Origin of the sequence: Microbulbifer sp. NBRC 101763 (assembly GCF_040371615.1) — a bacterium.
In the GTDB taxonomy this organism is placed as follows: Bacteria; Pseudomonadota; Gammaproteobacteria; order Pseudomonadales; family Cellvibrionaceae; genus Microbulbifer; species Microbulbifer variabilis.
The window spans coordinates 410,339-427,159 of record NZ_BAABQV010000001.1 but is presented as its reverse complement, the minus strand read 5'-3'; the positions used below and the strand labels follow the sequence as shown (position 1 = coordinate 427,159).

At 50.7% G+C, this 16,821-nt stretch carries 18 protein-coding genes; 8 read left to right on the top strand and 10 right to left on the bottom strand.

The window, feature by feature from the left end; genetic code table 11:
• Window positions 1–90: 90 nt before the first annotated feature.
• The gene (locus ABWV76_RS02070; RefSeq protein ID WP_282951053.1) at window positions 91–1,947 is read right to left on the bottom strand and encodes a beta-ketoacyl synthase; all 1,857 of its coding nucleotides are present in this window, start codon (window positions 1,945–1,947) and stop codon (window positions 91–93) included.
• A 138-nt stretch (window positions 1,948–2,085) separates the two neighbouring features.
• On the opposite strand from ABWV76_RS02070, the gene ABWV76_RS02065 reads away from it, so the two are divergent.
• Complete coding sequence (locus ABWV76_RS02065) at window positions 2,086–3,072, top strand: GlxA family transcriptional regulator (RefSeq protein ID WP_026305271.1); 987 nt, start codon at window positions 2,086–2,088, stop codon at window positions 3,070–3,072.
• Here the strand turns inward: ABWV76_RS02065 and ABWV76_RS02060 are convergent.
• Both ABWV76_RS02060 and ABWV76_RS02055 read right to left on the bottom strand, forming a co-directional pair.
• Window positions 3,052–3,741, bottom strand: coding sequence for a class I SAM-dependent methyltransferase (locus ABWV76_RS02060; RefSeq protein ID WP_282951054.1), 690 nt, complete (start codon window positions 3,739–3,741; stop codon window positions 3,052–3,054). The two genes, ABWV76_RS02065 and ABWV76_RS02060, sit on opposite strands and share 21 nt — an antisense overlap.
• Window positions 3,707–4,183 carry an Hsp20 family protein gene (locus tag ABWV76_RS02055; protein ID WP_353375092.1) on the bottom strand — a complete coding sequence of 159 codons (477 nt, stop codon included), beginning with the start codon at window positions 4,181–4,183 and terminating at the stop codon, window positions 3,707–3,709. Before ABWV76_RS02055 ends, ABWV76_RS02060 begins: the two co-directional genes overlap by 35 nt.
• A gap of 148 nt (window positions 4,184–4,331) precedes the next feature.
• Between ABWV76_RS02055 and thpR the strand changes: the two genes are divergently transcribed.
• Window positions 4,332–4,928, top strand: coding sequence for an RNA 2',3'-cyclic phosphodiesterase (thpR, locus tag ABWV76_RS02050; RefSeq protein WP_353375091.1), 597 nt, complete (start codon window positions 4,332–4,334; stop codon window positions 4,926–4,928).
• A 38-nt stretch (window positions 4,929–4,966) separates the two neighbouring features.
• Here thpR and ABWV76_RS02045 read toward each other — a convergent pair whose 3' ends face one another.
• Window positions 4,967–5,965: a hypothetical protein gene (locus ABWV76_RS02045; protein WP_282951056.1), complete on the bottom strand. Its 999-nt coding sequence runs from the start codon at window positions 5,963–5,965 to the stop codon at window positions 4,967–4,969.
• A gap of 481 nt (window positions 5,966–6,446) precedes the next feature.
• Between ABWV76_RS02045 and ABWV76_RS02040 the strand changes: the two genes are divergently transcribed.
• On the top strand, window positions 6,447–6,803 hold the full coding sequence (locus ABWV76_RS02040) for an HPF/RaiA family ribosome-associated protein (protein ID WP_020414812.1): 357 nt from the start codon (window positions 6,447–6,449) through the stop codon (window positions 6,801–6,803).
• Between the two features lie 156 nt (window positions 6,804–6,959).
• Here the strand turns inward: ABWV76_RS02040 and gorA are convergent, their stop codons facing one another.
• Window positions 6,960–8,318 carry a glutathione-disulfide reductase gene (gene gorA, locus ABWV76_RS02035; RefSeq protein WP_353375090.1) on the bottom strand — a complete coding sequence of 453 codons (1,359 nt, stop codon included), beginning with the start codon at window positions 8,316–8,318 and terminating at the stop codon, window positions 6,960–6,962.
• Window positions 8,319–8,547: 229 nt separating this feature from the next.
• Between gorA and ABWV76_RS02030 the strand changes: the two genes are divergently transcribed.
• The gene (locus ABWV76_RS02030; RefSeq protein ID WP_020414810.1) at window positions 8,548–9,060 is read left to right on the top strand and encodes a hypothetical protein; all 513 of its coding nucleotides are present in this window, start codon (window positions 8,548–8,550) and stop codon (window positions 9,058–9,060) included.
• A gap of 100 nt (window positions 9,061–9,160) precedes the next feature.
• Here the strand turns inward: ABWV76_RS02030 and ABWV76_RS02025 are convergent, their stop codons facing one another.
• The 4 genes from ABWV76_RS02025 to ABWV76_RS02010 form a co-directional block, all read right to left on the bottom strand.
• Window positions 9,161–10,303, bottom strand: coding sequence for a TIGR01620 family protein (locus ABWV76_RS02025; RefSeq protein ID WP_353375089.1), 1,143 nt, complete (start codon window positions 10,301–10,303; stop codon window positions 9,161–9,163).
• Entirely contained in the window at window positions 10,303–11,772 is a 1,470-nt protein-coding gene (locus ABWV76_RS02020; protein WP_353375088.1) for a YcjX family protein, read from the bottom strand. The genes ABWV76_RS02025 and ABWV76_RS02020 overlap by 1 nt, the downstream gene beginning before the upstream one ends.
• Window positions 11,773–11,879: 107 nt before the next feature.
• A complete protein-coding gene (locus ABWV76_RS02015) occupies window positions 11,880–12,683 on the bottom strand; it encodes a GIN domain-containing protein (protein ID WP_282951062.1) in 804 nt (267 codons plus the stop codon).
• Window positions 12,684–12,818: 135 nt separating this feature from the next.
• Entirely contained in the window at window positions 12,819–13,241 is a 423-nt protein-coding gene (locus ABWV76_RS02010; RefSeq protein ID WP_020414806.1) for an HIT family protein, read from the bottom strand.
• Between the two features lie 334 nt (window positions 13,242–13,575).
• Here ABWV76_RS02010 and ABWV76_RS02005 point away from each other — a divergent pair, with 334 nt between their 5' ends.
• From ABWV76_RS02005 to tcdA, 4 genes are all read left to right on the top strand, one after another.
• Window positions 13,576–13,935 (top strand): globin family protein, encoded by a 360-nt coding sequence (locus ABWV76_RS02005; RefSeq protein WP_020414805.1) that lies wholly within the window; start codon window positions 13,576–13,578, stop codon window positions 13,933–13,935.
• Window positions 13,936–14,069: 134 nt separating this feature from the next.
• Complete coding sequence (locus ABWV76_RS02000) at window positions 14,070–14,534, top strand: FKBP-type peptidyl-prolyl cis-trans isomerase (protein WP_020414804.1); 465 nt, start codon at window positions 14,070–14,072, stop codon at window positions 14,532–14,534.
• A 58-nt stretch (window positions 14,535–14,592) separates the two neighbouring features.
• Window positions 14,593–15,048, top strand: coding sequence for a thiol-disulfide oxidoreductase DCC family protein (locus tag ABWV76_RS01995; RefSeq protein ID WP_353375087.1), 456 nt, complete (start codon window positions 14,593–14,595; stop codon window positions 15,046–15,048).
• Window positions 15,035–15,835, top strand: coding sequence for a tRNA cyclic N6-threonylcarbamoyladenosine(37) synthase TcdA (gene tcdA / locus ABWV76_RS01990; protein WP_353375086.1), 801 nt, complete (start codon window positions 15,035–15,037; stop codon window positions 15,833–15,835). The genes ABWV76_RS01995 and tcdA overlap by 14 nt, the downstream gene beginning before the upstream one ends.
• On the opposite strand, the gene ABWV76_RS01985 is transcribed toward tcdA, so the two are convergent.
• Window positions 15,832–16,689, bottom strand: a complete 858-nt coding sequence (locus ABWV76_RS01985; RefSeq protein WP_353375085.1) for a LytR/AlgR family response regulator transcription factor — start codon at window positions 16,687–16,689, stop codon at window positions 15,832–15,834. The genes tcdA and ABWV76_RS01985 overlap by 4 nt on opposite strands.
• Between the last annotated feature and the right edge of the window lie 132 nt (window positions 16,690–16,821).

Sequence of the window (16,821 nt, the reverse complement as noted above, 5' to 3'; positions counted from 1 at the left end):
GCATTTCCTATCAAATTTGAGTGTTTAACCCTCCGGTCACCACACCTTCAATAACAGCAATTGGCGCTAGTGATTAATCGTCCCTTTACTCTACACCATATCGTCATAGGGATTTTCTTGAGGAAGGGAGACCGGCGAAAGCCCCGGAAGAACAACTTCTTCAGTAGACAATGCAATCTCACCTTCATCAAACAAACCCTCCCCAAAGCGGTAGATGGTATTTAGCTCTCCCCGGCTAGCCTCGGCATCGTAAGCCTGCGCCCGCTCAATAACGGCTTCGTTACTCTTGCGGTAATGAGATACGGACTTCTTCCCGTGCCGTTTCTCAATCATGTTGCGAGTAAGATGCGGAGAAAGCACTGCAGCAGTGGCATTATTGCCACCAAACCCTTTCGAGTTCAGCAACGCAAGATCCAGAGAGCGAGGGTCTCTTTCGACGTGCTCAAGGGAGAAATCCAGGTTCTCTTGATGAACATCGTCAGCAATCCTGTCAGTGGTCAGGATACCCGGAAGTATTCCTTTATCAAAAATGCCTAGCGCTGTAATCAGCTGGTCGCCACTGGCCGCAGCTACGGTATGCCCTACAAAAGCTTTAACAGCACACACTGGCCATTTTTCTATTCCAAAAGTTCCAGCCAGGCGGTCGAGTATCGCCGATTCGGTTACCCGGTTTTGCGGAGTACTGGAGCCATGAGCCTGTACAAAGCTGCGTTGGCGCAAGGCCTCGTCACCAATTATCGATCGAGCCTCTGCCATAGCCCTGGCCATAGTGAGGTAATTACCCGGACCCGGTGCGGAGATTGACTTCTTATTGCCATCGGCATTGATGTACACACCCGCAACAGAGCCATGAATATTCGCCCCCAGCTCCAACGCCAGGGCATCATCCATCAGGATTGCCCACTGAGTGCCCTCTCCCAAGGTAAACCCACAGTTATCCCCAAAGGGGCGGCTTGTTCGCCTGAAGTCCACTTCACCCGGGTAGAGTTTGCGCAAATTTTCGATGGTAGCCAGGGCTCCCATGGTGGAATAACCATCTACCACTTCCGGCACTAGCGGGGCCTCTGCAGCCCCCACAATGGCGACCCTGGCACGGCCAGTGCGGATATCCTCCACTCCCGCTCGCAGATTATACAAATAACTGGCACAGGCCCCTGTCACTGCTCCTGTCGATCCCACATTATCCAGCACATAAGCATTTACAAAGTCGGCAGGCATACTGTTCAGACCGAGCGCCAGTTGCTTGGAACTGACTCTAGAACCACGCAAACGGGACTGCATCAAGCCCCCATTGCCAAAGTGATCCAATTGACTCATGGCCGAGGAGGCATACACAGAAATATTTCCTGGTCCCACAGCCCTTACAACTGTCTCCCAGTCAATACCCATGGAGCGCACTGCGTCAGAGGCTCCCAACACAGCAAGTTGCAGGCCGCGGGGGTGGAAGCGGGAATTGTAGTGATCGCCAGGCTCAAACCCAGTAGGCAACTGTCCCCCAGCGCCAACAGGAATTTCTCGGTAACTGTCCAACATCACCGACAAGCTCGGTGCCATCACACGCACCTTGCCACCCCCGATGGGCTCAACCTGCCACCCATCTGGTTGGGGATGAGGTAACTGACGCGCCGACATCTCAAAGGTGATGCCATTGGCGCTATTCAAGTTTGCTGCCTGGTGGAAATGACACCGGTGGTAGTCATAAAAACGCGCTTCCAGCTCTCGCACCAGAGTCCCTTGCAGTACTTGCTGCTCAAGCCCTGGATCCAGGGGAGTTCCGGCTTCAGCTCCCCTGCGAAGCCCCATTAGCGCAGCAAGGTCAGACAGGATATCAGCCCGCTCTCGCTGATCCAGCTTATCCAACACCAAACGGGAATAGCCCCGATGAAAGGAACTACGTCCTGCGGGGTTAAAACCACCAAATGCGGTGATTACGGGAAGGCGCTGCATCCTGACCTCCAGCCAAGCACTAAACACTTAATTTTCGAGTTGGGGAGTGTAGGGGGTGGCGATTCCGCCCAGTTATGGGCATACTGGCCAGCAAAATTGAGTGTTTTGGCCAATGGCGCAAGTGCGCTTGAGTATGCAATGCGAACGGTAACCTTTCTCCTAATTGATCAAATGCTGGCGACCGGCACGGTGCTTCCACTTGAAATGCTGCGTGGAGCCGAGAGCCGTGCCCGGGTGGAGGGAAAAAAAGAATCCCTGCGCCTGATAACTGCCAGCATGGATGGACGTCCAGTCAACACCCGTTGTGGCTTTACTTTCCAGCCCGATGTCGCCTTGAGCGAAGCCCCAGATAGCGATCTCATCTATATTCCCGCTCTATGGCGCAATCCACGCCCTGCACTTAAGCGTAGCGGACCGATCCTGGACTGGCTCAAAAGCCAGGCAGCAGCCGGAGCCGCCATCAATGCAGTGGGTACTGGTGTGTGCTTCTTAGCGGAAGCCGGCCTACTAGACGGCAAGCCCGCCACCACACACTGGCATTACTTTGATCGCTTCAGCTCCGATTACCCCAAAGTTAAGCTAAAACAACAGTATTTTATTACCCAGGCAGATAAGCTTTTTTGTGCCGCAAGCGTCAACGCCCTCGCTGATGTCACCGTGCATATGATCCGTCAACTTTACGGACCTGCAGTCGCAAGCCATGTGGAAAGGAACTTCTCCCACGAAATCCGCAGGCCTTTTGAAGAAATCGCTTATTCAGAGGGCGCAGTGCACTTGCACCCGGATGAAGATATCGTCCAGGCCCAGGCCTGGCTTAAGGAACATTGCAATACAGAAGTGCGCTTGAGTGAAGTAGCGCAAATGTTTGACATGAGTGTACGTTCATTTAACCGGCGATTTAAGCTGGCTACCGGGCAAACACCGCTGCAATATCTGCAGAATGTGCGGGTAGATATGGCTAGGGAACTTTTACAGTCCAGCAACTTATCGGTTAACGAAATCGCAGAAAAAGTTGGCTACCAGGATATGGGGCACTTTACCGCACTATTCAAAAAATTCCTGGCCACAACGCCCAGTGAATATCGCACCACTGTGCGGGCAAAACTATTCAGGGTAAATACCTGATTTGCGCAGGAAAATGACATCGCTATCGGCAAACTGAAGCTCGGCTTTTAATTTTTTAGCCAGCCATTGAAAGGTTTGCACACTGAAAAAGCTGATATGTGTAGGGTCACGGATATAGTGCCAACTGGCAAAGCGCTCTGGTGAAATCACCAACTTCGTCATCAGTGCCATCACTCCACCATCCCGCAACCTCTGCCAAAGGCAGGTCAATTCATCTCCAGGCGACACAAGGTGCTCCACCACTTCCGTCGCAACGATAAAGTCATAAGACTTTTTCAGCGCGCCGGTGGTGGGAGCATAATAGCGATCGTATAAATCAACCCTGTGGCCATTATCAGCCAAAATTCTGGCTAGTAGCGGTGCAGGACCACAACCAAAATCCAGACCATCACTTGCCGGTAATAACTCATCCAGCAATGGTGCAGCACAACGACTGAGAAAACGGTGGTAACCCTCATCCTCCATGGAATTCTCATGCAGGTCGTAGTAAGCATGCTCTTCATCTGGGGTAAGATGATATTCGGTGGGCACAAACACTAAGGCGCAGCGATCACACTGGTGATAACTACGAAATTTATCGCGGTAATAAAACTGTACCGCCTTGTGGCGGCACAGTGGGCATACATATGACAAATCAGGCTGCAACTGTATCTGACTTTTTCTCACCATCAGTATGCTGTAATAAATTGCCTTCACTGATTTCAATTTTGCGAGGTTTCATTGCCTCAGGAATTTCTCGCACCAACTCTATATGCAGCAATCCATTGGCAAGTTTCGCATCCGTAACTTTAACGTGATCCGCGAGCTGGAAACGTCGCTCAAAACTCCTGGCAGCAATACCCCGATGCAGGAAATTTCCTCGGGGAGACTCATCCGGCTTTTTACCCGATACTGTCAGGCGGTTTTGCTCAACCTGGATATCCAGTTCAGACTGCTCAAAACCTGCAACTGCCATCGAAATTCTATAACTGTCCTCACCAGTCAACTCTATATCGTAGGGAGGATAGGAAGGTTGCTTCTGTTCACTGGTAGTCATGGCATCTAGTAGGCTGGCCATACGGTCAAAACCAATCGCAGAGCGGTACAGGGGGGAAAAATCAAAATTACGCATTGTTATATCCTCAATTCAGAGCAATATTAGAATTCGCTCGCCACAAAGCCCGAGCATTTTTTGCAAAAAACACTTTAAAAAAAGCTGCCTTCCGCACTAAAGAGATAAGGGTAACAAATAGTTATTCAAGGGCTTAAAGAGAAAAAACATGTCAAAAGATTCAAAATTGGCCTCAAAAACTTCTTCACGCCTATTTATCGGTATCCGCCCACCAAACGACACCCAAGTTTTTCTCGATAATCTATGTGCGCGCTACAAGACGAAAATGCACCCGGAGACACTCAACAGAATACGCTGGACAAGCAGACAGAACAGGCACCTGACACTGGCGTTTCTCGGCCAGACCCCAAGTGAAAAAGTACTGCCAATCCAAAAAGGGTTAGAGGAAATTGCGAAAAACACCATGAAATTCAAGGGGTGTATCAGCTCAATAACCCCCTTCCCACAAAGCAATTCAAAATTACTCGCTACTGAGCTGACGCACAGCCCGGAATTACTGAAAGCGTATGAGGATTGCAAAAGGCTGATCGAGAGCCTGGGCATGAAACCTGAAGAGCTCGACTACCGCCCCCATATAACCTTAGCTCGCTGTCGGAGTGGTTTTTCCAATTTATTGACTGCTGCCTTGGATCATCCCCTTTGGCTCGACAATATCATTCTCTATCAAAGCAACCCTGCCCCGGAAAGCAGTCACTATCAACCACTTTTCGAAACAAGCTTGTCAGGCACAGAAGATATAAGGTAAATCAAAAAAGCCCGCAAATGCGGGCCTTCCTGGGGATATTATTTCAGAGAGTCCAAAACGTATTCGGGATACATCACTAAGCGAGGCCTTGAAAGGCGTCGCGCATCAAATACAAATACATAGCGTGTACCATCATCTTCAGCTGGAATCGTGCGACGGAATTTCCAGGTATTGATTTTATAGGTTTGCCTACCCGATTCTACTGTAGTCACCAACCGGTACTGATTCTTACCCAGGAACTCAAAAGGCACTCTCTCGCTTCCTGAGGGGCGCAATTCCAGATTGCGGAAAGTTTGCTTATTATCTCCATCCTGCTCGCCCAACAAAGACGACAGACGCTCCTGTTCACGCTTAACATAGGCAAGCAACTCAGGGTCTATATCCTGCTTCAATTCCGGTACCGGCTCCGGCTCGGGCGCAACTTCACGCTTCTTGGGTTTCTCTATGGATGCAGTCTTAAGCTTGGGTGGCTTGGGCTGCTCAAGTCTGGCACTCCTAGCCAGAGCAGCTCTTCTCTCCGACTCTTCAGCCTTGGCGAGCATAGTGTCCACCATTTGGCTGATCTTGTCCTGCTGGGCGGAAATCTTGGCCTTAGTCTGAGTTATCGACTGCTGCTCCTGAGCCAGCCTGGTCTGCAACTCATTTTGATTTTCTTGAATAAACTCGAGACGGCGGCTACGGCTATCCACACCGCGCTCCGCCATAGCGAAACCATGTTTTGCCTTGGTTAAACGGCGCTCAGTATCCGAATTCCCATTGGAGTCGTGGATGCGACGCGCCTCTTCCAGCTCGAGGCGACTTTCCTCAAACTCCTTGCGCAGCTCACTCAGGGACTCTTGCGCACGCTCAAGCTTGTACTCATAGGAGAGCAGCTCATTCTCAATGTCTTCTAACTCGACCTGCTTGTTCTCGAGAGACTGCTCAAGACGCGCCAGCCGGTTTTTTTCCACCGTCAGGGATGATTGCGCCTGTGCCACAGCCCCGCCAAAAACTACCAAGCCCGCTAGAAAGAGCGAGCAGTACTGCTTTACCGCCATTGTACAGAACCCATTTCTCGATTTTTTGTCACACGTGAGATAAAAGCGCAGAGCCTAATTTTTGCTCAACCATTCCAAAATTTACTGTGCGCCAGAGCTAATTTTACGCAGGCTCAAGCTCGTGGGCAATGACCTCTCGTCCACATCTCGTACTTAACTGCTCAATAATCCCGCAAAATACATGGACAAAGTCACTCTAAAGATAATTCGTCGAATTTTATGTGACATTTTCCTGCAATAGCGCTTGATTTTTTTTTTAGCGGAAGCATTATGGATAGCAGGGAGATGATCGCTGGACTCAGCGGAAACCCGACCCGGACGTAAAACACCCTTAGCTGTGCTATCAGCAAACTCTCGTTGCGATCCCGGCGGCTCGGTGCTCCAACTGCAGACACGACCCCTCCCACTAGGGCGCCCTACCTTCTTTTAGCAAACCGCATAAGCGGCCTGCATGGTTTCCTTTAACCGGAGGTATTTGCCCATGAAATCTGCGCCTAACGATAACATTGTGTTCCGCGATATCGACAAATCAGCTGCCCTGGCTACTACGGTATCCAAAAAGTTACATAAACTGGAACGTTATTGTGGCGACATCATTCGCAGTCGTGTAGTCCTGGAAGCCCCCCATCAACACAAGAGTAAAGGCCGACAATTTCGAGCCTCTCTGGAGCTTGCCATTAGTGGTAACCCAGTCACCATCAGCAGTGAAAACGAATCTATTCACCGGGCGGTTAATGATACGTTTGCCTCTGCAGAGCGCTGCCTGAAAGAGCGCAGTGAACGCAGAAAGGCCATGCGCCACCAGGCACTTTACGAAGAAGCCGAACTAGAAGAGTAAGGAAAGTTTTCGAGGAGATAAAAAGACAGGGCGGCGCAATCGCGCCGCCTTTTTGTTGTTGGAACTGATGCAAGCTTCCGGGAAACACTGATAAATCCTGCTGCCCTCCACAAGCTCCCTAGTCGCTAATGGAAATCATCATCCAGCAAGTAAACCCTAGCTTCCAACCGGCGCTCTCATTGTGACAAACTCTTCAGCAGCCGTTGGATGGATACCAATAGTTTCATCAAAGGTTTTCTTGGTCGCGCCTGCTTTCAAGGCTATCGCCATACCCTGAATAATTTCCCCAGCATCATCTCCTACCATATGCACACCAATTACCTTGTCGGTACTAGAGTCAACAACTAATTTCATCAATGTACGCTCGGTATTACCACTTACCGTATGGCGCATTGGCCGAAATTCGGATTTGAAAACAGTTACTGAGATGCCTGAATCCCGCGCCTCTTCCTCAGATAAACCTACAGTACCAATATTTGGCTGGCAAAAAACCGCCGTGGGGATATTATTGTAATCAATTTCTGCCGTGTTTCCTGTACGCCAGTGTTTAACTAGTGCCATAGCCTCCGCCAATGCGACAGGCGTTAGCTGAGGCTCACCGGTAACATCTCCCAGCGCATAAATAGAGTGCACATTTGTGCGGAAATTATCATCCACTGAAATGGTGCCATCCTTATGAAGCACTACTCCTTGCTGCTCCAGGCCAAGCCCTACCGTATTAGCTTTTCGCCCAGTAGCATATAAAACCGTATCTACATTCAGGCTGGAGCCATCTTCATCATGCACAAGCAGGCTGCCATCCTGCAGCTTTTCAATTGCCTTGACCTGATGATTGAATTTCAAATCAATGCCTTTTTTAACTACTTCGTCACGTACAAAATTGCGAATATCCCGATCAAACCCACGAAGAAACAGGTCCCGGCGATAAGAAAGATGGGTATCGGCCCCCAGGCCGGCGAAAATTCCAGCAAACTCTACAGCGATGTAGCCACCGCCAACTACGAGCACGCGTTTCGGAAACGCCTCCATAGAAAACACTTCGTTGGAAGTCAGCACAAATTCCCTACCGGGAATTTCTGGGATAAATGGCCAGCCGCCAGTGGCCACCAAGATACGCTCCGCCGTATAATCACGCCCATCAACGACAACACGATGCGGGTCGGCGATGCTGGCTCGACCATCAATTACAGTAACACCGGAATTGTTTAGCAGGTTGCGATAGATTCCGTTAAGCCGACTAATTTCTTTTGCGTTATTGTCTCGAAGCGTAGGCCAATCAAAGTTCGCTCCTGAATTTTTCCAGCCATAGGCCCGCGCATCATCAAAGTTTTCACTGTAGCCACTGGCATAGACAAACAACTTTTTGGGAACACACCCTACATTGACACAGGTGCCACCCATGTAGCGGTCTTCAGCCACAGCAACTTTCATGCCCTGACTTGCAGCCATGCGTGCAGCACGCACACCGCCAGAGCCCGCCCCGATAACAAAAAGATCAAACTCATATTCAGCCAAAACAAACCTCTACTTCACTTAATTTTTCAACAAAGAGCCGAAGGAAATTTACCATCTGACAAACCATTTGGAACAAAGCTGTCACTCCTCACTTAATAATCGTTGACACTTTTTGGCGCTTTAGATATTCATGTGAAGACTGTCACAAAAAATACTCCGCCGGACAAAGTCATAAACCAATAATGCGTGTTAGGCGGATAGAATAACCGTCACAAAAAAAGAGCAACGCATGGGCAAGAATATGAACTCTCCTATCTCAGTATTTCTACGGGCCACCGGGCTCCTATGCCTGCTATTTACCAGCACTCAGAGCATCGCAAATACCCATCCATCCTACCTCACCGAAAAGTACTGCAGCAGCTTGGTGGAACAGTTCGTCGATTCAGGCATGCGCAGTCTCGACAAGTATATCAATGAGCACTTCAACCCCGAATACAAAGGGGGCATCCGCAATACCATACGCTTTCTGGAACAACGCCTCGAGTGGTTGAATGAGTGCAATAATTACCTCAAAGACACTGCACAAACCTATGTTTTTCACAGCGAAGATGACACACAAAGCATCTTTAGCGCGATCACTGAATTAACCCGTGAATTGCAACACGTTCGCTCTGGAGTTGAATATCGGGACGATGCGGGAAATAACAACCCTGCCCCTTATGTTAAGCGTCGTTTTGAAGCCCTGGCCCAACTGGTAGACCGGCACCATACCCGCATGCTGATGAAGAAGCAGTTCCAGTAAAAAATCCAAGAAAGCTCTGCCTCTTACAGAGGGGCCTGATTACCCAGCTCAGGCCCTTCCCCATATTTGGGCTGGGCGATTTTTAGAGAAAATGGAGGAGCTAATCACCGCTAGAACGGGAAAACCCTGTATGCTCTTTGCGCGTAGGCCCCGCTTCCTTACGGCCAAATCCTACAGCAGAGAAGAGCTGGGGCATCCTCTCCTTCAGTCCCAGCCCAATGCGCGCCATTACGGAGCCCAGGCGTGGACGACGCTTGTCCGCAAATGGGATAGGCCGACAGCTCTGCATGGTTGCCAGACCAATACGTGCAACAAACAGACTGGCTCCAACCCCCTGTCCCAGGCGCGCCGAAAACGTGCTGAGCACGCTATCCCCAACCAGCTCTGGCCAAATTTCTGTTATGGCATATTCACTGGCACCACTGTAGGCCACAAGGGCGAGTACCTTCTTGAAGAGACGCCAACGCACGACGAGCGATGGACGCACTCCATAAATTTGTGCCACATCATCAATCATACGAAGTGACTGGCGCAGCGCGACCAGGATGTCAATACTAGCAAACGGACTCAACCCCACCAGTGCACCGGTTGTTGTTGAGTGGCGCACTACACGTCGCAACGCTTCCTGGTCAAGGGCGTCTAGAAAGGTCACTTCGAGATGCTGGAGCAGCTCACTGCTATCAAAGTAGTCCGGCGCCTCATCAAGCACACGATTGAGCAGGACCCCTTGGGGCTTGTTGGCAAAGTGCTCCTGCAACTGCTTACGAAATGGCTCCGCCTCTTTGTGACTGCGACAATCACGCATCTCCGCAGCCATCGACTGGGTTTTTTCAAGCTTTCGCAGAGGACGACCAGCGCGAAAGAACTCCCACACAGAGTTGACAATGACGGCTGCAAATATCGCAATAACCACGCCTGCAAGGGCTCCCAGGCTCCAGTGTTTATCCGCCGCCCAGGTATATAATTGCCGCAACTCCCACGCCAGCACTCCCACCGTAAGCGCCAGTGCCGAAAGAAGTGCGGGTTTCAACCACTTGAGCCGGAAAACTGGCAGGCGCAACTCTGAAAATGCAATACGATCCGGTAGAGACTCTCCAGTTGTGATGGATCTGGGAATATCCCCCCGTTCCTCTTGTAAGGCTTCAACCCGCGTCGTATCCCTGTGTGGCACCTCTCTTTCAGGTTCCTGTAATGACTCTATACGCGTGGTTCGCCGCTGTGTCTCATTATTGTCACCTTGCATCAAACTTTATCTCCAAGCAGCAAATTCAGTAGCGCATCGACACGGATATGGGGAATAGTACCGGAATCCATTCCCTGGGGAGGGCGCAGCTGTGGAGGTGCTGCACCGGTGTAGTGGCTCCAGCCGTCCTCCTCGCTTGGAAGACGTGAGAAAATCTCTGCATTCTCAAACCCCAAATAACGCCCCTTGAGATCGTGGCCCACGAGCATGCGCCGACCATTGCGCTGATCTTCCCGAGAACAGCGCACCGCTGCAATTGCCTCACTAAAAATGGGAAGACCACGATGTCTAGCACCGGTAAATGTCTGCTGCAATTGCTGCCCGAGTAACTGGCGGAGCGCATCATGATCTGCCGCCAGAACCTGGTCCACTTTGGTCGCAGCAAATAGAAGCCGGTTAACTTTTGGGCGCCAAAGTTTACTCAGTAAGCCGGACTCACCGTAGCGGAAAGTATCTGCGATATGAGTGAAAGCCAGGCGCATATCATCGAGGGCCTGCTCTCCGGCAAACAATGTGCCAATCATATCCACTAACACCAACTGCCTATCCAGATGGCGAAAATGGCTCTCAACAAAGGGGGTTACCTGTCCCTGAACATAGGCCTCATAGCGGCGTCGCAATACCTGGTAGTTACTGTCATCCGGCATCGCCGCCAACTCATCGGCACTTAACTCACGTAAATCGAGTAACGGCAGTACCCCATAATCCTCACTATCGAGAAGGGCTCGCCCAGGTTGCAGGTAACTGAGCTTCCGTTCTTTCCTACAATCCTGAAGGAATCGCCTGTAATCCTCCCAGAGTGACGCAAGCTCACTTTCTTTGGCCTGAGATCGAGGTGACAGAGCAGCTAAGCGTGTTACGAGTTCGGGAGCCAGACCAGCCCTGGTGTCAGAGCCGATGATATGCGCCTGATGACGACACCATTCACGATAATCCATCCGCAGCAGGGGCAGGTCCATTAACCACTCCCCCGGGTAGTCGCGCAATTCCAGAACCAGGGTTTTATAACCCCTGCCCCGAAAGCGCCGGTGGCTACGCAAGTGAATATGGAGCTCCATAGCCGAAACATCGTGCGTGCTCTGCGGCCAGCGAGGTGGCTCTGACATCAGTGCATCGAGGCAACTTTGATAGTCAAATACCGGAAGGCCCGAATCGAGGGCTGGCTTCAATTCGGCACCGAGCAGATCACCGTTTAACGCCGGGGCAAATCCGGGTAACTGGGCTTTCTGCGGATGACTCAGTTGATAGATCAAACTGGTAAGGAGTGTCGACTTACCTGCGCCGCTGAGCCCTGTCACCCCAATACATACACGGCGATCCAACAGCCGCTCTGCTGCCCAGTGGGACTTCTCCTGGGCTCCTCGCCCCCAGTTGCGCAACTTTTCCTTAAAGCGTTTAGCACGACTGCTGTTTTGATCTATGTCGCTGTCCGGGCCTTGCTGCCGAGGCTCTACTACCTGGGGTTCCATATGGGAAGTGACTTCCTAAATAACGAGCGAAACCGGCACAAAGCCGGTCTCGTATGGGAGGCGCAATGCTGAATAGGCAATACGCATATGGCTATAAGCAACCGGGATCAGTCGACCAGGGCGACATCTCCAGAGCCCATCACCGAGAAAGAATCCCGTTGTGGACGCTTTAAGACAATATCTCCGGACCCCATCACCGAACCAGAGGCACTATCAGCGCGCAGACCGCGTCCAGCAAAGTCCCCAGAACCCATAATGTTGATATTGACGCTGGCGACTCGACCACCAACCTTCATGTCCCCAGAGCCCTTGATAGCTGCGGAGAGGCTTTCACCGGTAATACTGCGAAAATGTAGGTCACCGGAACCGGTGATAGCCACCTCTCCATTCACTGCCAGCGCCTTGTCTACCAGCAGATCACCAGAACCCGTTACGTATGCATTTAGGGTCTCTGCGGCAGCCTTTTTAACATAAATCGCACCAGATCCACTGACTCCGAGATCCAGGTTTTCACTTTCAATGCTGTCGGCATTAGCATCTCCAGACCCTGTGACCAAAAGTCCCTCGATCTTCGGCATCTTCACGGTAAAGTGCACTTCCTGATCGCGAGTGATAGTAACCACACCAAACCAACGCTGGGTGTTGTCTTCCACCGACAGCTCAAGCGTATCGCCTTTTACCACCACCTTGGTGTAGGGCATCGCTTCAGCCGGCCCCGTTGCACTCACTGCAAATTGGTCTGCCTGAATCACCTCAACATGGGAGCTCCCCTTTAGGGACACCCGGGTAAAGTCACTGACGTCGAAGGTCTTGCTTTCCATTTTCTCAGCCTGAACGGAGGTGCTGTAGACAGAGCACACAGCCAGCAGAGCGAGTATTGGGGCCAAAAAAGCTTTTTTCAAAGTTGCCATTGCAGGTTTCTCGTAATTATCACCGTTACGTTCTACTAGACTACCTGAGAAGCTGGTTTGGATGCACCGCCTTCAAATAACTTTCACCAGGAAGAAAGCAGACCATTCAGTCAGTAGTTGTTTATCGACTTCCCATCAAGCGCAATCAGCCTCATTGCAACCCATTTCTTTCAGAGCCGTACGGATTTTTTCAGCTTCAATTGCCAACTGTTCAGGCGTAGCAGATTTTTGCAAGGAAAAATCAAAGTCCGTTAATTCATTCACAGGAATTAAATGTAAATGGGTGTGGGGAACTTCCAGCCCAGCAATCATCACACCTACACGCTTTGGCGAATAAGTCGCCTTTAGGCCTTTGGCGACTTTTTGTGCAACAAGCATTAAATGCGCCGCAAGATCAGCAGGAATATCATCCCAGTGATTAATTTCCTCTACCGGAATTACCAAACAGTGTCCCGGGTTAATTGGGGCAATTGTCATAATCGCAATCGCTTTATCATCGCGCCAGATAAAATGCCCAGGTAAATCCCCATTTATAATTTGAGTAAAAATACTTGCCATAAATCATCCTTTTCAGTTGCTTTTTTTGTACTTGGGTCAATCGTGCAGTCTAACACCGAGAGATAAAAACACAGCGTCGCGCGTAAAAAAACACTAACACAAATTGCGATTTTTTATTTGGCGTTCATAAAAGCAAGCGTACAACAACCTGTCGAACAGAATGACAATTTTCTTAAAGCAAGTTGGCAGTACAGGCGGATATGTCTTAGGCTGCTCACCAATTAATGTTGTACCGTCATTGAGCCAACGCACTTTGTGCACTATCGCCATCACAATATTTTCGGCTCTGCGGAATTTTTTATTTAAATACCTACTGCTCACCGGGGGGAGAGATATGGACAGCCTGTTAGATCAGGTCGGTGGTGCTAAATTTGTAAATCGCACAGTCAGTGAATTCTACGAGGCCATAGGCCGCCACCTATCAAATTACGAAACCTGCGATCACCGTAAGCAACAGAGCCGCCAGGCTCAATTCCTCAACCACGCACTTTCAGAGCAGCCCGAACCGGACCGCAGTAGTCGGGCCAGCTTCCTTGCTCGGGGCCTGAATCCAGCTTTGTTCGATGCCCTACTTGAGTACCTTGCGGAACGCCTGGTTGAACTGGGGTTCCCTTGGCAATTAAGTGAAAATCTCGTTCGGACCGCGAGCAGCCTCTACGGTGGCTGCGAACAAGACCTTTCCATCGCCTGTTGATTTTTTGAGCGCTCCGCGTATGTTGCGGCGCGCCCAACCTCTCAATACAATTGATGCCTCACAGCCTTTACCTTCCGTTTTCCAGCGCAGCGGTAAGCGCTACTTCACTTACGCTTCTAAATCAGAGATTATCCATGAAGATTGCCAACCACACAGTTGTGGAAATTCACTACACCCTGAAAGATGCAGACGGTACAGTCATTGACTCTTCTGCCAATGGCGAGCCGCTAAAGTACCTGCAGGGAGTCGGCAATATTATTCCAGGTCTCGAGCGGGAAATGCTGGAAAAAGCACCTGGAGACAAGTTCACAGCCGTTATTGCCCCTGAGGATGGATACGGCCAGCAAAACCCTGAGCTGATCCAAACAATGCCACGCAGTGCATTCGGTGGAGTTGAAGACCTGGAAGTGGGTATGGCATTCCGCGCTGAGAGCACTGACGGCCACCCCATCGAAGTGGAAATCATTGATATCGACGGAGACGAGGTGACAATTAACGGCAACCACCCACTGGCTGGCGTTGAACTGCACTTCGACATCGAAGTGGTTTCCGTGCGCGAAGCCTCTGCAGAAGAAATTGACCACGGCCACGTGCATTAATCTATCTGCCGGGCGGTACTGGAGCCAGCTTTATCCTTTGGGCCGCCCTTCCTTAGTTATGCTCCCCCCCACTCCCAAAAAGATCGTTATCTTCGACAGCATCTGCAACCTCTGTAACGGCTGGAGCCGCCTGCTGCTGAAGTATGACAACGAACACTATTTCACCCTCTGTCGAGCGCAGTCAGCCGCAGGACAGTATCTTCTCCAGAAACTGGGAATGCCTCTGCAGGACTTTGAAACAATGGTTTTGCTGGAGCGCGAAAATGGCTCATTCCGCCAATATCATAAGAGTGATGCTGCCCTGCGTATCGCAGCCTCCCTTACCGGCTACTGGCGTTTAATTGCCCTTTTGCGATACATTCCACGTCCCGCACGCGATCTCCTGTATGACCTGATCGCCCGTAACCGGTATCGCTGGTTTGGCCGACGTAACAGTTGCCTGCTGCCAAGAGCTGCAGACGAGCATCGCTTTCTGGAAGAAGTATCGGAAGAGAACCCCAATGAGCCAGTCTGAACAATACCTTCAACGCTTTGGCGGTATCGGCCGCTTATACGGCAATCGCGCTTTGGAAGCATTGAGCAGCGCTCATATGTTGGTCATCGGCATTGGCGGCGTAGGCAGTTGGACTGCAGAAGCTCTGGCCCGCAGTGGAGTCGGATCCCTAACCCTTATCGACCTGGACGATATCTGTATTGCTAACACTAACCGCCAAAGCCACGCGCTGGCTACCACCATTGGCAACATGAAAATTGAAGTAATGGCGGAACGCCTGCGGCAGATCAACCCCGAAATTCAGGTCAATTCCATTGAGGACTTTATCGCCACAGATAACCTGGCCGAGTTAATCGATCCAGGTAAAATGCCCATCGATATTGTTGTCGATGCAATCGATAACGCCCGGGTAAAAGCCGCTCTGATAGCCTACTGCAAAGCGCGAAAACTGCGCCTGATCACCGTAGGCTCCGCCGGAGGCAAATGCTCACCCCAGGCTATTGAATGCACTGATCTCGGGCGAACAATCAATGACCCTATGTTGGCCAAGGTACGCCAGCACCTGTATCGATTCCATAACTTCCAGAAAAGCCGCAAGCGCCTGTTTGGCATTGATGCTATCTATTCAAGTGAAGCAATGGTCTACCCAAAGCCTGATGGCCAGGTTTGCCAGCAGAAGAGCGCTATGCAGGATGGGGTTAAGCTGGATTGCAGTGGCGGCTTTGGCGCCGCCACTATGGTCACGGGTACCTTTGGTTTTATCGCTGCCAGTAAAGCGATTGAGCGACTCCTTCAATCGAAAAGTTAAGCCGTCACCAATTGGGCTCTAAGGCGATCGCGATAACGTCGACTCACAGGCACCTGTTGTCCATTTGACAATCGAATGCGCGCATCGCCACTGTCCAGGGTCTCAATTTCAGCGATAGAGTCCAGACGCACAATATAAGAGCGATGTACGCGCACAAATGAATCTGGATCCAGGCGCTCTTGCAACTTTGCCATGGTGCCCCGTAAAGGGTAAATCCTGTTTTCCAGATGCAGATTAACGTAGTTTCCAGCGGCTTCTACCCACTCGATATCCCGCACATTGACTAAAAATTCCTTGCCCAGCTTTTTCACAAGAAGCCGCTCGGGGCGCTCAATCAGATCTACTGACTCCCCATCATCCGGCTGCTCTAACATGCATACCTCTCCCTGCAAACGAAGTAGCAGGAAGCGATACAAATAAACTGAACCTAGTAGAAAGCCGTATGTACGGAAATCTTTGAGGTATTCATAGAAAAACTCTACAGGCCAATTGCCAAAGTCATAAGAGCCACCCTCCAGGCGATAGATCCCGGTGCGCAATACCACCATACCGACAACATGTAGCAATGACCACGGCAGGGTAAACAGCAAATGGATCAACAGGTTGCGCCGGATCTTTCCCTTCTGCAGGGGGAATCGGCGATCCCATGCCAATAACAAGGGAAGCAACATGGCTATCACCAGGATACTGGTGCCCTCCCAAACCAGGAACTCCCAGGGCTTGAAGCCTGACTCTCCACCATGATGTTCGAGATATTCCACCGCAAACTGCACCAGCCACAGCACGAGAAAAAACAGTGCCCAGAATCCCACTTCATGTAACCGTCTGCGCGCCAGGTACATCTGCACCGTCATTTAATTCAGCCCTGTATGAATTTTCAGCGGCAGTCTATCCGCTATTTATCCCTAAAAGCCACCACTGGTACCCAAACAGGGACCAATCGACCCTTTGTAGTGGCGTGCGACGTGTTGAAGAGGGAAGCATAG

What these genes read in the sequence shown, in the direction of transcription:
- ABWV76_RS02070 (WP_282951053.1), bottom strand. Translation starts at nt 1,947, where the DNA reads ATGCAGCGCCTTCCCGTAATCACCGCATTTGGTGGTTTTAACCCCGCA.
- ABWV76_RS02065 (WP_026305271.1), top strand. Translation starts at nt 2,086, where the DNA reads ATGCGAACGGTAACCTTTCTCCTAATTGATCAAATGCTGGCGACCGGC.
- ABWV76_RS02060 (WP_282951054.1), bottom strand. Translation starts at nt 3,741, where the DNA reads ATGGTGAGAAAAAGTCAGATACAGTTGCAGCCTGATTTGTCATATGTA.
- ABWV76_RS02055 (WP_353375092.1), bottom strand. Translation starts at nt 4,183, where the DNA reads ATGCGTAATTTTGATTTTTCCCCCCTGTACCGCTCTGCGATTGGTTTT.
- thpR (WP_353375091.1), top strand. Translation starts at nt 4,332, where the DNA reads ATGTCAAAAGATTCAAAATTGGCCTCAAAAACTTCTTCACGCCTATTT.
- ABWV76_RS02045 (WP_282951056.1), bottom strand. Translation starts at nt 5,965, where the DNA reads ATGGCGGTAAAGCAGTACTGCTCGCTCTTTCTAGCGGGCTTGGTAGTT.
- ABWV76_RS02040 (WP_020414812.1), top strand. Translation starts at nt 6,447, where the DNA reads ATGAAATCTGCGCCTAACGATAACATTGTGTTCCGCGATATCGACAAA.
- ABWV76_RS02030 (WP_020414810.1), top strand. Translation starts at nt 8,548, where the DNA reads ATGGGCAAGAATATGAACTCTCCTATCTCAGTATTTCTACGGGCCACC.
- ABWV76_RS02025 (WP_353375089.1), bottom strand. Translation starts at nt 10,303, where the DNA reads ATGCAAGGTGACAATAATGAGACACAGCGGCGAACCACGCGTATAGAG.
- ABWV76_RS02020 (WP_353375088.1), bottom strand. Translation starts at nt 11,772, where the DNA reads ATGGAACCCCAGGTAGTAGAGCCTCGGCAGCAAGGCCCGGACAGCGAC.
- ABWV76_RS02015 (WP_282951062.1), bottom strand. Translation starts at nt 12,683, where the DNA reads ATGGCAACTTTGAAAAAAGCTTTTTTGGCCCCAATACTCGCTCTGCTG.
- ABWV76_RS02010 (WP_020414806.1), bottom strand. Translation starts at nt 13,241, where the DNA reads ATGGCAAGTATTTTTACTCAAATTATAAATGGGGATTTACCTGGGCAT.
- ABWV76_RS02005 (WP_020414805.1), top strand. Translation starts at nt 13,576, where the DNA reads ATGGACAGCCTGTTAGATCAGGTCGGTGGTGCTAAATTTGTAAATCGC.
- ABWV76_RS02000 (WP_020414804.1), top strand. Translation starts at nt 14,070, where the DNA reads ATGAAGATTGCCAACCACACAGTTGTGGAAATTCACTACACCCTGAAA.
- ABWV76_RS01995 (WP_353375087.1), top strand. Translation starts at nt 14,593, where the DNA reads ATGCTCCCCCCCACTCCCAAAAAGATCGTTATCTTCGACAGCATCTGC.
- tcdA (WP_353375086.1), top strand. Translation starts at nt 15,035, where the DNA reads ATGAGCCAGTCTGAACAATACCTTCAACGCTTTGGCGGTATCGGCCGC.
- ABWV76_RS01985 (WP_353375085.1), bottom strand. Translation starts at nt 16,689, where the DNA reads ATGACGGTGCAGATGTACCTGGCGCGCAGACGGTTACATGAAGTGGGA.